Annotated in this window: 15 protein-coding genes and 1 pseudogene; 9 read left to right on the forward strand and 7 right to left on the reverse strand. The window is 73.0% G+C overall.

All coding sequences use genetic code 11. From position 1 onward, the window contains the following. Positions 1–30: 30 nt before the first annotated feature. Complete coding sequence (locus tag BMZ92_RS23270; protein WP_177228834.1) at positions 31–990, reverse strand: AraC-like ligand-binding domain-containing protein; 960 nt, start codon at positions 988–990, stop codon at positions 31–33. A gap of 55 nt (positions 991–1,045) precedes the next feature. Between BMZ92_RS23270 and BMZ92_RS23275 the strand changes: the two are divergent. Beyond that, positions 1,046–1,905 (forward strand): annotated as a pseudogene (locus BMZ92_RS23275) (Vgb family protein). Positions 1,906–1,936: 31 nt separating this feature from the next. Continuing rightward, complete coding sequence (locus tag BMZ92_RS23280; RefSeq protein WP_091511341.1) at positions 1,937–2,737, forward strand: SDR family NAD(P)-dependent oxidoreductase; 801 nt, start codon at positions 1,937–1,939, stop codon at positions 2,735–2,737. On the opposite strand, the gene BMZ92_RS23285 is transcribed toward BMZ92_RS23280, so the two are convergent. After that, complete coding sequence (locus tag BMZ92_RS23285) at positions 2,734–3,294, reverse strand: TetR/AcrR family transcriptional regulator (RefSeq protein ID WP_091511344.1); 561 nt, start codon at positions 3,292–3,294, stop codon at positions 2,734–2,736. The two genes, BMZ92_RS23280 and BMZ92_RS23285, sit on opposite strands and share 4 nt — an antisense overlap. Positions 3,295–3,493: 199 nt before the next feature. Between BMZ92_RS23285 and BMZ92_RS23290 the strand changes: the two genes are divergently transcribed. Genes BMZ92_RS23290 through BMZ92_RS23300 form a run of 3 tightly spaced genes read left to right on the forward strand, consistent with a single transcriptional unit; the run spans position 3,494 to position 5,452 of the window. Next, positions 3,494–4,207, forward strand: a complete 714-nt coding sequence (locus tag BMZ92_RS23290) for a GntR family transcriptional regulator (RefSeq protein WP_091511347.1) — start codon at positions 3,494–3,496, stop codon at positions 4,205–4,207. A gap of 32 nt (positions 4,208–4,239) precedes the next feature. Beyond that, positions 4,240–5,244, forward strand: a complete 1,005-nt coding sequence (locus BMZ92_RS23295) for a M48 family metallopeptidase (protein WP_091511349.1) — start codon at positions 4,240–4,242, stop codon at positions 5,242–5,244. Continuing rightward, the gene (locus BMZ92_RS23300) at positions 5,237–5,452 is read left to right on the forward strand and encodes a hypothetical protein (protein WP_091511352.1); all 216 of its coding nucleotides are present in this window, start codon (positions 5,237–5,239) and stop codon (positions 5,450–5,452) included. The genes BMZ92_RS23295 and BMZ92_RS23300 overlap by 8 nt, the downstream gene beginning before the upstream one ends. A 110-nt stretch (positions 5,453–5,562) precedes the next feature. On the opposite strand, the gene BMZ92_RS23305 is transcribed toward BMZ92_RS23300, so the two are convergent. From BMZ92_RS23305 to BMZ92_RS23315, 3 genes are read right to left on the reverse strand one after another with little or no spacing between them, the layout of a single operon-like run. Further along, positions 5,563–6,612 carry an LLM class flavin-dependent oxidoreductase gene (locus BMZ92_RS23305; protein WP_177228835.1) on the reverse strand — a complete coding sequence of 350 codons (1,050 nt, stop codon included), beginning with the start codon at positions 6,610–6,612 and terminating at the stop codon, positions 5,563–5,565. Further along, positions 6,612–7,124, reverse strand: a complete 513-nt coding sequence (locus tag BMZ92_RS23310; protein ID WP_091511357.1) for an SRPBCC family protein — start codon at positions 7,122–7,124, stop codon at positions 6,612–6,614. The genes BMZ92_RS23305 and BMZ92_RS23310 overlap by 1 nt, the downstream gene beginning before the upstream one ends. Positions 7,125–7,148: 24 nt before the next feature. After that, positions 7,149–7,658: a winged helix-turn-helix transcriptional regulator gene (locus BMZ92_RS23315; protein ID WP_091511360.1), complete on the reverse strand. Its 510-nt coding sequence runs from the start codon at positions 7,656–7,658 to the stop codon at positions 7,149–7,151. A gap of 48 nt (positions 7,659–7,706) precedes the next feature. On the opposite strand from BMZ92_RS23315, the gene BMZ92_RS23320 reads away from it, so the two are divergent. Continuing rightward, entirely contained in the window at positions 7,707–8,675 is a 969-nt protein-coding gene (locus BMZ92_RS23320) for a pirin family protein (protein WP_091511362.1), read from the forward strand. Further along, positions 8,672–8,995: a GNAT family N-acetyltransferase gene (locus BMZ92_RS23325; RefSeq protein WP_091511365.1), complete on the forward strand. Its 324-nt coding sequence runs from the start codon at positions 8,672–8,674 to the stop codon at positions 8,993–8,995. Before BMZ92_RS23320 ends, BMZ92_RS23325 begins: the two co-directional genes overlap by 4 nt. Here BMZ92_RS23325 and BMZ92_RS23330 read toward each other — a convergent pair. Continuing rightward, positions 8,987–9,442 carry a carboxymuconolactone decarboxylase family protein gene (locus tag BMZ92_RS23330; RefSeq protein ID WP_091511367.1) on the reverse strand — a complete coding sequence of 152 codons (456 nt, stop codon included), beginning with the start codon at positions 9,440–9,442 and terminating at the stop codon, positions 8,987–8,989. The genes BMZ92_RS23325 and BMZ92_RS23330 overlap by 9 nt on opposite strands. A gap of 145 nt (positions 9,443–9,587) precedes the next feature. Here BMZ92_RS23330 and BMZ92_RS23335 point away from each other — a divergent pair, with 145 nt between their 5' ends. Beyond that, positions 9,588–10,415, forward strand: coding sequence for an SDR family NAD(P)-dependent oxidoreductase (locus BMZ92_RS23335; protein ID WP_091511369.1), 828 nt, complete (start codon positions 9,588–9,590; stop codon positions 10,413–10,415). A gap of 95 nt (positions 10,416–10,510) precedes the next feature. Beyond that, positions 10,511–12,016, forward strand: a complete 1,506-nt coding sequence (locus BMZ92_RS23340; protein ID WP_091511373.1) for an MDR family MFS transporter — start codon at positions 10,511–10,513, stop codon at positions 12,014–12,016. Here the strand turns inward: BMZ92_RS23340 and BMZ92_RS23345 are convergent, their stop codons facing one another. Then, positions 12,017–13,264: a CoA transferase gene (locus BMZ92_RS23345; RefSeq protein ID WP_245783207.1), complete on the reverse strand. Its 1,248-nt coding sequence runs from the start codon at positions 13,262–13,264 to the stop codon at positions 12,017–12,019. It lies immediately after the preceding gene. Positions 13,265–13,325: the final 61 nt, after the last annotated feature.

A 13,325-nucleotide genomic window follows, 5' to 3' on the forward strand; every position in this document is an offset into this window, starting at 1 on the left:
CGGGGTTGCGGACCGACAGCCCGTGCCAGGTCACCGACCGGCCGTGCCACGCCATTCGCCGGGCGTGCGGCCGGTCTCCTGCCGGAAGACGCGGTAGAACTGGCGCTCGCCCGCGAACCCGCACGCGTGCGCGACCGATTCCAGCGGGCGCCGGGGATCGGCGCGCAGCAACGACTTCGCGTGTTCCACGCGGATGCGGCGCAGCAGCGCCAGCACACCGCCCGGGGTGTCCTCGAACAGCCGGTACAGCGTGCGGCGGGAGATGGCGAAGGCGCGCGCGACGTCGTCCACGGACAGTTCGGGATCGGTGTGAGCGGTGCGCAGGAACGACGACACGCGCTGCCGGTCCAGCACGTTCCCGCGTGGGGCCCGGCCCGCGGACAACGCGAGCGCGGACGCCATCAGCCCGCGGCCCTGCCCGGCGAGCGCCGCCGCGCCCAGCGGGTCGGCCTGCTGGAGCCGGGCCAGTCCCGCGAAGAACTGGGCGACGACCCCGGCCGGGCTGGTGCCGCCGAGCTTCACGGCGGTGACCCCGCGGGCGTCCCGCAGGCCGGTCTCGGCGAGCATCCCGGTGAGCGGCACCTGGACCACGACCTGCTCGAAGGCGTCGTCGAAGTGCAGCGTGTACGGGCGGGTGCTGTCGTAGAGCGCCATTTCGCCGGGGTTCAGCTCGGCGACGCGCCCGTCCTGCTCGACCCGGCCCCGCCCGGCGAGCTGGATGCTCGCGAGCAGGTACTCCTCCCCCGCACGAGCGATCAGCTGCCGCGTGCGCCGGACGCGCTGGCCGCCCGCGTGCACGGTGGTCATCTCGAACGAGCCGAGGTCGGCGTGCACGAGCCGGCCCGCGAACCGGCCCGGCCGCGTGGGCGCGGCGGACAGCTGCACGAAGGTGTCGCAGATCAGGTCCCGCCAGTACTCGAACGCCCGCGAGTCGGCGACCGCCGACGTCGTCCACACGTCGGCGGCGCCGGCGGGCTGCGCGCCGCTCATCGCTCGATGATGCGCCACGGGACGGGCGGTCACAAGGGGATGGCACAGTGGCGGCATGCGTTGCGAAGAGATCTCCCTGCCCGGTTCCGGCCCCTACGGCGTCACGACCGGACCGGACGGCGCGCTGTGGGTGACGCTGGTCCACAGTGGTCGGATCGCGAGGGTCGACGGCGGGGAGGTCGACGTGTTCGACGTGGGCGACGGGCCTTCGGTGATCACGGCCGGTCCGGACGGTGCGTTGTGGTGCACGCTGCTGCGGGAGCACGCGCTGGGGCGCGTCACGACCGGCGGCGAGGTGCGGAAGGTCGCGCTGGCGCCGGGGTGCGGACCGTACGGGATCACCGCCGGTCCCGACGGGGCGTTGTGGTGCACCGAGATGAACACCGGCCGAGTGGCGCGGGTGACGGTGGACGGTGCGGTCACGGAGTTCCCGCTCGGCGTCGAGGACAGCTACCCCTCGGCGATCGCGGCGGGCGCCGACGGGGCCCTGTGGCTGACGCTGAACCAGGCGGGCGCGCTCGCGCGGGTCACCGTCGACGGGCAGGTGGAGTGTGTTTTCCGCTGCCCACGGCACAGGCCGCGCCGGTCGGCATCGCGTGCGGGCCGGACGGCGAGGTGTGGTGCACGGAGATCGCGGCGGGATAGCTCGCGCGGCGTCGCGCGGACGGGCGGATCGAGGAGTTCCCGCTGCCCGACCGCGCCGCGCGGCCGCACGCCGTCGCCGCCGATGGGCGCGGCGGGTGCTGGTTCACGGAGTGGGGCGCGAACCGCGTGGGCCACCTCGACGCCGACGGCGCGTTCGAGCACCTGACCCTGCCGACGCCCGAGTCGGAGCCGCACGGACTGACGGTCCGCCAGGACGGGACGGTCGCGGTGGCACTGGAGGCGGGGAAGGTCGCGTTCGTCTCCGCCTGAGCCACAAGTCTACAGGTGTAGACTTAGCCTCATGAACCTCGATCTGCAGGGAAAACGCGCCCTTGTCACCGGTTCGAGCGCCGGGCTCGGGGCAGCCACCGCGAAGCTGCTGGCCGCCGAGGGCGCCGCGGTCGTCGTCCACGGGCGGCACGAAGACCGCGTGCGGGCCGTCGCGGAGGCGATCCGCGCGAACGGCGGGACCGCCGACACGGTCGTGGGCGACCTCGCCGGCGACGAAGGTGCCGCCGCCGTCGCGCGGGCAGCGGCCGCACACGGCCCCATCGACATCCTCGTCAACAACGCGGGTTTCTACCGGCACGTGTCGTGGGCGGACGCCACGCCGGCCGAGTGGAGCGACACCTACAACGTCAACGTCGTCTCGGGCGTCCGGATGATCCGGCACCTCGTCCCCGGCATGCGCGAACGCGGCTGGGGCCGGGTGATCACGATCGGCGGCGGCCTCGCGATCCAGCCGATGAACGCCCATCCCCAGTACAACGCCACGCTGGCCGCCCGGCACAACCTCGCCGTGTCGCTCGCCCGTGAACTGCGGGGCACCGGCGTCACCTCCAACGTGGTCTCGCCGGGCGCGATCCTCGTCGAGGCGACGCGGGACTACGTGCTGGGGCTCGCGCCGGACCGCGGGTGGGGCGCCACCTGGGAGGAGGTCGAGCCGAACGCCGTCGAGGCCTTCCTCCCGAACGACCAGCAGCGGTTCGGCCGGCCGGAGGAGATCGCGGCGGCCGTGGCGTACCTGTGCAGCGGCTACGCCCAGTACGTCAGCGGGGCGACCATCCGCGTCGACGGCGGCCTGGTCCGGTCGGCGTTCTAGGGCTCCACGAGCGGCTGGAGCATGTCGCTCAGCAGGTCCGCGAGCCGGTCGTTGCCCGCTCCGGCGAGGGCACCGGTGCCGATGACCGCGCGCAGGAGCCAGGTGCCCGCCGCCAGCGCGAGCCCGAGCTGGGCGCGCACCTCGGCGTCGGGACCGTCGAGCAGTGCCGCGAAGCGGGCGCCCACGTGCGTTTCGATCCCCTCGCGGACGATCTCCGCGGCCTCGGGGTCGGCCGCGGAACGCAGCATCAGCAGGAACGGGTCGAGCCGTTCCGCGCCGGGCGCCGTGCGCTCGGCGAGCGCGTGCCCGAAGGCGTCCGGCAGGCCGCGGCGCTCGTCCCCGACGATCGTCGGCGGGGCGAACGACCGGTGCACCGCCTCGGCGAAAAGTCCCTGTTTGGAACCGAAGTAGCGGTTGATCATCATCGCCGTCACGCCCGCCCGCTCGGCGATCTGCCGCACCCCCGCACGGGCGTAGCCGTGCTCGGTGAACTCGACGACCGCCGCGGCGAGGATCTTTTCGCGCGTCGCGTCGGCGTCACGTCGGTGCACACTCATGGCCCGAGCCTAGGCAAGGCGCCGTTCATGGTGACCCCGCAGGTCCACCACGACCTTCAACTGCGCCCTGCCGGTGAGGGCGGCCTCCACCGCGACCAAGTCCCGCGCTGTCCTTCTGTTGTGGTGCGGCTGGGACGCGGTATACAAGTACTGCCATACATGTCCTGTCAAGACCTGTCGTCCCCGGTAAGGTGGGCCAATGGCGAGAGCAGCGGGGAAACCTTCGGCACGCGTCGTCGTGCACCGGGAGCTGAGGAACCGGATCATCACGCTGAAGCTGCCCCCCGGTGCGCCCCTGTCGGAGAACGAGCTGGCCGCGGAGCTGTCGGTGAGCCGGACCCCGGTGCGGGAGGCGTTGCTGCTGCTCGCCGAGGAGGAGCTGGTGCAGGTGTTCCCGCAGCTGGGAACGTTCGTGTCGCGCGTGGACCTGCAGCGCGTGGCGGACGCCCAGTTCGTCAGGGAGGCCGTCGAGGTGGCGTCGCTGGCGGACGCGGTGGAGCGGCTGGACGACGGCATGCTCGTCACGTTGCGGCGGTTGCTGGACGAGCAGCGGGCGGTCGACGGCGACGTGGAGCGGTTCTTCCAGCTCGACGAGGAGTTCCACCAGCTGCTGCTGACCGCGGGCGGGCACGGGAACGCGTGGCGCACGGTCGTTTCCGCCAAGGCGCACCTCGACCGCGCGCGGCGGCTGGGGATGCGCATGGTCAGCCCGGTGTCGGCGCTGATCGACCAGCACACGGCGATCGTGGACGCCCTCGCGGCGACCGACTACGAGGCGAGCGTGGCCGCGATGCGGGCCCACCTGCGCCTGGTTTTCCAGGACGTGGAGCGGATCAGGAGCCGCTCGCCGGAGCTGTTCGCGACGGACGGCAACCAGCGGCCCGTCCGGCGCACGGTCACCGCCTGGGCCTGAAACACTTCGCCCGCCGGGCCGATCTCCTTCCCGTGGAGATCACGCGCGCCCTCGTGCGCTTCCCCGGCATCAGCCCGCGGGCCTACGAACACCCCGTCGACCGCGGCGCGCTCGCGACCCTGCGGGCGGTGCCGGGGTTCGCGCAGGTGCTCAAGACGGTGGCCGGCGCGTTCAGCGAACGCGGCGAGCGGCTGATGGCGCTCGCGTCGGCGATCCGCGTCGGGCCGCGGCAGTACCCGGAGCTGGACCGGCTGCGGCACGAGTGCGCGGAGGTGCTGGACCTGGAGCGCGTGCCGAACGTGTTCGTGGCGCGGGACCCGGACGTCACCGCGATGGCGATCGGGATGGACGAGCCGTTCATCGTGCTGTCGAGCGCGGCGGTCGACCTGCTCGACCTGGACGGGCTGCGGTTCGTGCTGGGGCACGAGATGGGGCACGTGCTGTCCGGGCACGCCGTGTACCGGACGATGATGTTGCGGTTGCTGCAGGTGCAGGTGTCGATGGCGTGGCTGCCCGCGGGGGCGCTGGGGTTGCGGGTGATCGTCGCGGCGCTGCGCGAGTGGTTCCGGAAGGCGGAGCTTTCGTGCGATCGCGCGGGCCTGCTGTGCGGCCAGGACCCGGCGGCGGCGTTGCGGGTGCACGTGCTGCTGGCGGGCGGGGTCGATCCGGGGCGCGTGGACGTCCGGTCGTTCCTGGAGCAGGCGGCGGAGTACGAGTCGGTGGAGGACGTGCGGGACAGCCTGCACAAGCTGCGGTACGTGGAGGGGATGAACCACCCGCTCGCCGTGGTGCGGGCGGCGCAGCTGCAGCGGTGGGCCGCGGGCGAGGAGTACCGGGCGATCCTGGCGGGCGAGTACCCCCGCCGCGAGGACGACCAGCCGGCCACCGACTGGAGCGAGGACCTGAAGTCGGCGGCCCGCTCGTACAAGGAAGCACTCGCCACGTCGGCGGACCCGCTCGCGAAGGTGCTGAACGAGGTCGGGGAAGCGGTTTCCGGCGCGGCGGGGAAGGTGTGGGGCCGGTTCGCGCGTGAGTGAGGCGGTGCTGTGGACCGGTGCGGCGGACCGCGTTGTGCGGCGCAAGCTCGTCCTGGTCAGCCTGCTCGGCGTCGCGGTTTGGTTCCTGTCGCACGGGAATGCCGAGGACCTGGCCGCGAACGACGACCCCAGCGAATGGCTGGCGGACCTGGACGAGCCCGTCCTGCTGCCCGACGCGTCGATCGGTTTCGGAGGCCACCGTTGGTGAGGATCGCGTTCCTGGCATTGAAGGCGGGTCGTTGATCTTCTCGACCTCGACCGTGCTCGCGGATCTTCAGAGCCAGCGCCAGGCCCACCGCGAAGCCCGGCCCTAGAACCTCAACCCCCGACCTCCCGCACCAACTCCACCGCCCGCCCCAGCGTCTCGAGCTTCTCCCCCAGCGTCTCCCCCGCCGGGTACAACCGCACGGTGTTCACGCCTGCATCGCGCCACACGGCCAACCGGCGACGCACCATCTCCTCCGTGCCGATGAGCGTCGTGGCGAGGACCATTTCCTCCGTCACCAGCTCGGCGGCCCCCTCACGATCCCCCGCCTGCCAGCGCCGCCGGACCTCCGCCGCCACCTCCGCCCAGCCCTGCCTGCCGTACGCGTCCGAGTAGAAGTTCGTGCCCGCCGAGCCCATGCCGCCGAGGCTGAACGCCAGCTCCTTCTTCCGCCCCGCCACGTACACCCGCAACGCGTCCTCGTCCTCGACGAACGCCACTTCCGCGCCCTGGCACACATCCAGCGACGCACGCGACCGCCCGGCCCGCGCCAATCCCTCGTCCAGGTGCGAAAAATACGCCTGCCCCGCGCCTTCCGGCACGAAACTCGTGCCCAGCCAGCCGTCCGCGACCTCGCCCGTCAACCGCAGCATCGCCGGGGACAGCGCCGCCACATAGATCGGGATTTCGTGCTCCGGACGCGCCGACAACCGCATCGGCACCGCGTCGCCACCCGGCAGCGGGAGTCGAAACTCCTTACCCTCAAACGAAATCTTGCCGCCGCCGAACGCCTGCCGGACGATCTCCACCGTCTCCCGCATGCGCGCGAGCGGCCGCGCGAACGGCACGCCGTGCAGCCCCTCGATCACCTGCGGCCCGGACGCGCCCAGCCCCAGCAGGAACCGACCCTCCGACAGCTGCGACAACGTGATCGCCGTCTGCGCGATCGCGACCGGCGAGCGCGTGCCGAGCTGGATGACCCCCGAACCAAGCAGGATCCGTTCCGTCCGCGCGGCCAGGAAACCCAGCGGTGACGGCGCGTCCGAACCCCACGCCTCCGCGACCCAGCACACGTCGAGACCCAGTTTTTCGGCCTCTGCCACGAATTCGACCGTCTCGCGCCACGGCCCACCGGACGCCTCGATGGTCGTCGCCGTGCGCATCACGCACCGTCCTCGGCGAGGTCCTTCAGCGCGGCGAGCGTGTGCTGGATCGCGCCTTCGAACTCACGCAGCCGGACGAACACGATCTTCTGCTCCTTGTCCGGCATCCGGTCGATCGCGACCGACAACCCGGACCGGCCGGGCCCGAGCTGCATCCACTGCGTCAGCCGCGTGCCGCCGTCCGCCGGTGCGAGCGTGAAGCGCCACACCGCGGCCGGTTCGTCCACATCGGACACCGCCCACGCGAACACCCGTCCCGGCTCACACTCGACGACGTGCGACGTCGTCTCCCAGCGGCCGAACGCCTCGTGCTCGCTCCGCCCGACAAACCGCGCGCCCACGGCCGGCCCGGTCGCGCCGTCGAGCCACTCGGTCTCCCGCAGCTCGCTGCTGAGCGAGGGCATCAGGCCGATGTCGCTGACGAACCGCCACACCCGCTCCGGCGGCGCGCCGATCCACGTGCTCGCCTCGACCGTCGGGCAATCCGCGTACCGCGCGCCGGTCCACTCCATACGAGGAGAGTTGCTTAGATGGACTCAGCTTGTCAAGGGCCGGTTGAACCGCCGTTGGACGTCCGGCCGCGCGGCGAGCTTCGGCGGGTAGCCGGGTCCGAACCGCATCCGGACGTCCTCGGCCTCCAGCGGCTCGCGGCACTGCGCGCACACCACCTCGGCGTGGGTGTCGTGCCCGCACGCGTCGTGGTGGAAGGTCACCGGCGGGCCCGCCTCCTCCGCGAGCCACCGGTCACCCCAGCGCGACATCGCGGCCAGCACCCCGAAGAAGTCGCGCCCCTTTTCGGTCAGCACGTAGTCGTACCGCACCGGTTCCCGCTGGTAGGCGCGCTTCTCCAGCAGCCCCTCCTCGACGAGCCGCCGCAGCCGGTCCGTCAGCGTGGTCCGCGCGATGCCCAGCTCCCGCTGGAACTCGTCGAACCGGCTGATGCCGTAGAAGCACTCCCGCAGCACCAGCGGGGTCCACCAGTCACCGAGGAGGTCCATGGTGCGCGCGATCGAGCAGGGCCAGCGCGCGAACGAGGTACGCTTCATGACCGCAGGGTCTCACGAGAAGACCCAGCAGGTGACCGGAAGGACCGCATGAGCAACACCGAGACCGCACCCGCCGCGCTGGTGTGCGGGGACGGGGGCGGCACGGCCACCGTGCTCACCCCGCGTGACGTGCCGCTGGGCGGGCCGCGGGCGATGCGCGTGCGCCGCACGCTGCCCCAGCGCGAACGCTCGCTGATCGGCGCCTGGTGCTTCGCCGACCACTACGGCCCGGAGGACGTCGCCGCGTCGGGCGGCATGGACGTCGCGCCGCACCCGCACACCGGGCTGCAGACCGCGAGCTGGCTGTTCAGCGGCGAGGTCGAACACCGCGACAGCCTCGGCACGCACGCGTTCGTCCGGCCCGGCGAGCTCAACCTCATGACCGCGGGCCACGGCATCGCGCACTCGGAAGTGTCCACTCCGGACACCACGACGCTGCACGGGGTCCAGCTCTGGATTGCGCTCCCCGCCGGGCACCGGGACGACCCGCGGGACTTCCAGCACTACGCGCCCCCGCTGACCGGGCTGCCGGGCGCCACCGCGCGGGTGTTCCTCGGCAGCCTCGCCGGCAGCACCTCCCCGGTCGCGACCAGCACTCCCCTGCTCGGCGCGGAACTCACGCTCGAACCCGGCGCCCGGCTGTCGCTGGAGGTGGACCCGGCCTTCGAACACGGCGTGCTGCAGGACACCGGCAGCGTCACGGTCGCGGGTGCGACGCTGCACAGCGGTGAACTCGCCTACCTCCCGCCCGGCGCCGGCCGCCTCGACCTGGCGGCCGACGAACCCGCCCGGGTCCTCGTGCTCGGCGGCCCGCCGTTCGGCGAGGAGATCGTGATGTGGTGGAACTTCGTCGGCCGCAGCCACGAGGAGATCGCCGAGTTCCGCGAGGCGTGGCAGGCCGGCTCGGACCGGTTCGGCCGGGTCGAGGGCTACCCCGGCGACCGCCTGCCCGCGCCCGAGCTGCCCCGCACCCGCATCCTGCCCCGCCGCAACCTCCGGCACGAGGAGATCCGATGAGCACGACCGTCCGCCGCAACGAGGACGAGCACCGGTACGAGATCACGGTCGACGGCGAGCTCGCCGGTTTCGCGTCCTATGTGGACAGAGACGGGCAGCGGGTCGTCTACCACACCGAGGTTTTCGACGCGTTCGCCGGCCACGGCCTCGGCACGAAGATCGTCACCGAGGCGCTCGCCGACATCCGCGGCGAGGGCAGGCGGCTCGTGCCCGTGTGCCCGCTGTTCGCGGCGTACCTGCGCAAGCACCCGGAGCAGGGCGACATCGCCGACCAGGTGCGCCCGGAAACGCTGCGCTGGCTGGAGGAACGGCTAGGCTGACAGACCGGTGACGGGGTGCCTGCTGCCGATCGAGACGCGGTTGAACGCGTTGATGGTGACGACCACCCACTCCACGGCCGAAAGCTGGTCCGGCGTGAGCACCTCGGCGGCCTGCGCGTACGCCGCGTCCTGAGCCGCGGTGTCCGGCAGGGTGGTCAGCGACTCGGCAAGGCGCAGCGCAGCGCTCTCCACCGGCGAAAACAGGTCGGTCTCGTCCCACGCGGGGAGCACGGCGAGCCGGGTCTCACCCAGCTTGTGCAGCGCCTCGGTGTGCAGGGCGAGGCAGTAGGCGCACCGGTTGAGCTGGGAGACCCGCAGGTTCACCAGCTCCACCAGCCCGCGGTCGAGCCCGGCCTCCCGTGCCGCCGCCCGCGCGGCCTTCGCCACGTCCAGCAGCGCCTGGTACGCCCGCGGGTGCTGCTTGTCGACGAAAACGCGCTCGGTCATGCCTCATGCTAACCAGGCCGAAACGGCCGAAGGTGGCCCTCCTTGTCCCCCGACAACGGAGGCGCTTTTCGCGGCCCCGCGAGCCCCTTGCGACTGGTGAAGTGGTTGGTGCCAACGAAAAAACCTGAGGAAAGGAAAGCCAACCATGTCCGTCTGGTTCGTCACCGGTGCCTCCCGTGGTCTCGGCGCGGAGATCGCCCGCGCGGCGGTCGCCGGGGGCGAGGACGTCGCGGTGGCCGTCCGCAACCCGGACCGCCTGCCCGAGGACCTGAAGGGCCGCGTGTTCGCCGTCGCGCTCGACGTGACGCGCGCCGACGACATCCCCGCCGCTGTGCGGCAGGTCACCGACCGCTTCGGCCGCATCGACGTGCTGGTCAACAACGCCGGCCGCGGCCTGCTCGGCGCGCTGGAGGAGATCACCGACGCCGAGGCCCGCTCGCTGTTCGACCTCAACGTCTTCGGCCTGATCAACGTCACCCGCGCGGTGCTGCCCGTCATGCGGGCGCAGGGCGGCGGCAAGCTGGTGCACATCGGTTCGCGCTCCGGGTTCGAGGGCGAACCGGGGGTGAGCATGTACAGCGCGTCGAAGTTCGCCGTCGCCGGGATCAGCGAGGCGCTGTCGGCGGAGCTGGAGCCGTTCGGGATTCAGAGCATGGTCGTGGAGCCCGGGGTGTTCCGCACCGACTTCCTCGACCGGTCGTCGCTGTCCGTGGCCGCGCACCGGATCCCGGAGTACGACGGCACGCCGGCCCACGCGACGCTGGACTGGATCGACGAGGCCAACCACACCCAGCTCGGCGACCCGGTCCGCGGCGCCGCCCTCATCCACCGCGTGACCAGCGGGGACAAGCTGCCCCAGCACCTGCTGCTGGGCCGCGACGCCTTCGACCGCTGGGAGGTCAAGGTCGCGCGGATGGCCGACGACATCGCGCCGTGGCGTGACGAGTCGGTCGCCACGGCCCACGAGGAGTGACCGCCGAGGGCGTTCCCGGGGATGTCCGTTTCGTCCTCCCCGGGAATGCCTCGCGGCGGCACGGAGTTGTCCCGTCTCGGCTGAGAGGGGTCGAAATGGCGGTGAGCGGTGTCGGACTGCGTTCGGAGCGGGGCCCGGTCCTCGTGGCGATCATGCTCAGTACCGGGCTCGTGGCGCTCGACTCGACGATCATCGCCACCGCCGTCCCCTCGGTGGTCCGCGACCTCGGCGGCTTCTCCCAGTTCCCCTGGCTGTTCTCGGTCTACCTGCTGACGCAGGCGGTGACCGTGCCGCTGTACGGCAAGTTCGCCGACTCGCTCGGCCGCAAACCGGTGCTGTTCTTCGGGATCGGCGTGTTCCTGCTGGGCTCGGTGCTGTGCGGGGCGGCGTGGAGCATGCCGGTGCTGATCGCCGCGCGCGCGGTGCAGGGCATCGGGGCCGGTGCCGTGCAGCCGATCAGCATGACCGTCGTCGGTGACCTGTACACGCTGGAAGAGCGGGCACGCGTGCAGGGCTACGTCGCGAGCGTGTGGGGCATCGCGTCCGTGCTCGGCCCGGCGCTGGGCGGGTTGTTCGCCGAGTACCTGTCGTGGCGGCTGATCTTCTTCATCAACCTGCCGCTCGGCGCGGTCGCGGTGTGGATGCTGGTGCGGCACTTCCCGGAGTCGGTGCGGCGCCGGGCCCACCGCGTCGACTACGCCGGGGCCGCGTTGCTCACCGGCGGGTTCTCGCTGCTCATCCTGGGCCTGCTCGAAGGTGGCGTGGCGTGGCCGTGGCTGTCGGTCCCGTCGCTGGTGATCTTCGTGTTCGCCGTGGTGCTGCTGGCGGTGTTCGGTTTCGCGGAACGGCGGGCCGCCGAGCCGGTGCTGCCGCTGTGGGTGTTCAGCCGGCGCGTGCTCACCGGCGGCAACCTGATCGCGTTCGTGGTGGGGGCGCTGCTGATCGGGCTGAGCTCCTACCTGCCGACGTACGCGCAGGGCGTGCTCGGCACCGGGCCGGTCGTCGCCGGGTTCGCGCTCGCCGCGCTCACCGTCGGCTGGCCGCTGGCCGCCACCGTGTCCGGGCGGATCTACCTGCGGATCGGGTTCCGCGACACGGCGTTGATCGGGATCGTGTTCGTGATCGCGGGCGCCGCGCTGACGGCGCTGCTGCTGCGCGAGGGCACGTCGATCTGGGTGGCGGCGGGGGCGTCGTTCGTGCTCGGCGTGGGGCTGGGCCTGTGTGCGAGCCCCACGCTGGTGGCGGCGCAGTCGACCGTCGGGTGGTCGCAGCGCGGGGTCGTGACGGGCGCGAACATGTTCAGCCGCTCGCTGGGCAGTGCGGTCGGCGCGGCGGTCTTCGGCGCGATCGCCAACGCGACGCTTGCCGCGCGGTTCGCCAGCCCGCCCGCCGGGGTGTCGGCCGAACTGCCGCGCAGCGCCGACGCGACGAGCCTCGTGCTCGGCGGCCAGCCGGAACGGGCGGACGTCGCGGCGTACGTCCGCGAAGCCCTGCAGGCCGCGACGCACCACGTGTTCCTCGGGCTCGTCGTGCTGGGCGTGCTCGGGATCGGCGCGCTGGTGCTGATGCCGCGGCGCGTCGAGCCGGTCACCGAGGACTGATCACCCCAACCCCAGCTCCCGCGCCACCCGCGCCGTATCCGCACCCGGCTCCGGTGCCCGCCCCGCCGGCCGCCGCGCCACAGGCGGAGCCGGCGACGGCGCCACACCCGGCTCCAGCGAACCCATCAGCGCCGCGGCCGCCTGAGCCCGCAAGGGCAGCTCCGCCACCCAGCGCCCACCACCCAGGCGGCACGCCACCGCGGCGAGCGCTGCGTGCACCCCGGCCAGCGGCTCCGCGATGGCGTCCCCGCAGGGCGCGGGCACCCCGGCTTCTGCGTCGAAGGCCACCAGCCCCACCGCGGCCGCCGCCTCGTCGCCCGAGCCGCCGTCGATCCGCACCCAGCAGGCGCCACCCGCCCCGCGACGGCCCGCGTTGTCCTCCGCCCAGTCCGGCAGGGCCACGTCCGGGGCGGCCCAGACACCCCCCTCCCCGTCCTCCAGGACGATGTCGGCCTTCCGCAGCAGGCGGTCCAGCCCCCGCTCCCCGGGACTGACCGACTCCTGCCCCGCGTGCAGCAGGTCGAAGAACTCCGGCGGCCCGTTCCTGGCCGGGTCCGGGCGCGCCGGGTCCTCCACCTTGATCACCCGCGCCCCGACGAGCGTCAGCAGGTGCCCGCACAGCGCCCCCGCCCAGCACGACGTCAGGTCCACGACGACGGTCGCCGGGAAGTGCCAGTGCCGGCGAGGCACGAGCCCCGGCCGTTCGACGGAAAGCGCTCTCCGCACGAGTCCATTGAGGACGATCGGCCAGTCCGGCTCGCCCTGGGCGGGTGCGGCCGGGACGACGAAGCGCCCGTCCGCCGAGCACGGCGCGTTCCGGTGCAGGCCCGCCAGCGCCGCCCGTTCCGCCAGCACGCGGGGGCCCGGCAGCATCACCGCCCGCCCGCCGACCCGCGCCAGCAGCTCCGTCGCCAGCAAGGCGCCCCAGCCCAGGCTCGCGGGCTGCCCCGGGCAGCGCAGCGGCGGCCCGTCCCGCCGCCCGGTCAGCATCATCGCCCCCGAGGAGGCCCAGTCCTCCAGCGCCGTCGTGTCGACCGTGCGCACCACGGGAATGTCCACTGTGGAGGGCACAGCACCCGAGGCGTCGATGACGCCGTCCGCCTCCCGCCACCCGTCTTCCCCGGTCTCGGCCACCGCGCCCAGCGACGCGAGCAGCCGCCCGGCATGGCGCACCGCCGCCCCCGACCCGCACACGGCGACACGCAGCCCGCGCAACGGGCCGCCGCTCTCCGGGCTCCAGCCGGTCATAACGCCCGATTCTGCGCCTCCCCCGTCCCGGCCGCCGCCCCGTCCCGCGATCGGGTGGCGC

The organism is Amycolatopsis sacchari (genome assembly GCF_900114035.1).
Classification (GTDB): Bacteria; Actinomycetota; Actinomycetes; order Mycobacteriales; family Pseudonocardiaceae; genus Amycolatopsis_E; species Amycolatopsis_E sacchari.

Excerpts from the sequence above, each read along its gene's own strand:
- BMZ92_RS23280 (WP_091511341.1), top strand. The coding sequence starts at position 1,937 with ATGAACCTCGATCTGCAGGGAAAACGCGCCCTTGTCACCGGTTCGAGC.
- BMZ92_RS23310 (WP_091511357.1), bottom strand. The coding sequence starts at position 7,124 with ATGGAGTGGACCGGCGCGCGGTACGCGGATTGCCCGACGGTCGAGGCG.
- BMZ92_RS23305 (WP_177228835.1), bottom strand. The coding sequence starts at position 6,612 with ATGCGCACGGCGACGACCATCGAGGCGTCCGGTGGGCCGTGGCGCGAG.
- BMZ92_RS23270 (WP_177228834.1), bottom strand. The coding sequence starts at position 990 with ATGAGCGGCGCGCAGCCCGCCGGCGCCGCCGACGTGTGGACGACGTCG.
- BMZ92_RS23285 (WP_091511344.1), bottom strand. The coding sequence starts at position 3,294 with ATGAGTGTGCACCGACGTGACGCCGACGCGACGCGCGAAAAGATCCTC.
- BMZ92_RS23320 (WP_091511362.1), top strand. The coding sequence starts at position 7,707 with ATGAGCAACACCGAGACCGCACCCGCCGCGCTGGTGTGCGGGGACGGG.
- BMZ92_RS23345 (WP_245783207.1), bottom strand. The coding sequence starts at position 13,264 with ATGACCGGCTGGAGCCCGGAGAGCGGCGGCCCGTTGCGCGGGCTGCGT.
- BMZ92_RS23290 (WP_091511347.1), top strand. The coding sequence starts at position 3,494 with ATGGCGAGAGCAGCGGGGAAACCTTCGGCACGCGTCGTCGTGCACCGG.
- BMZ92_RS23325 (WP_091511365.1), top strand. The coding sequence starts at position 8,672 with ATGAGCACGACCGTCCGCCGCAACGAGGACGAGCACCGGTACGAGATC.
- BMZ92_RS23330 (WP_091511367.1), bottom strand. The coding sequence starts at position 9,442 with ATGACCGAGCGCGTTTTCGTCGACAAGCAGCACCCGCGGGCGTACCAG.
- BMZ92_RS23335 (WP_091511369.1), top strand. The coding sequence starts at position 9,588 with ATGTCCGTCTGGTTCGTCACCGGTGCCTCCCGTGGTCTCGGCGCGGAG.
- BMZ92_RS23340 (WP_091511373.1), top strand. The coding sequence starts at position 10,511 with ATGGCGGTGAGCGGTGTCGGACTGCGTTCGGAGCGGGGCCCGGTCCTC.
- BMZ92_RS23315 (WP_091511360.1), bottom strand. The coding sequence starts at position 7,658 with ATGAAGCGTACCTCGTTCGCGCGCTGGCCCTGCTCGATCGCGCGCACC.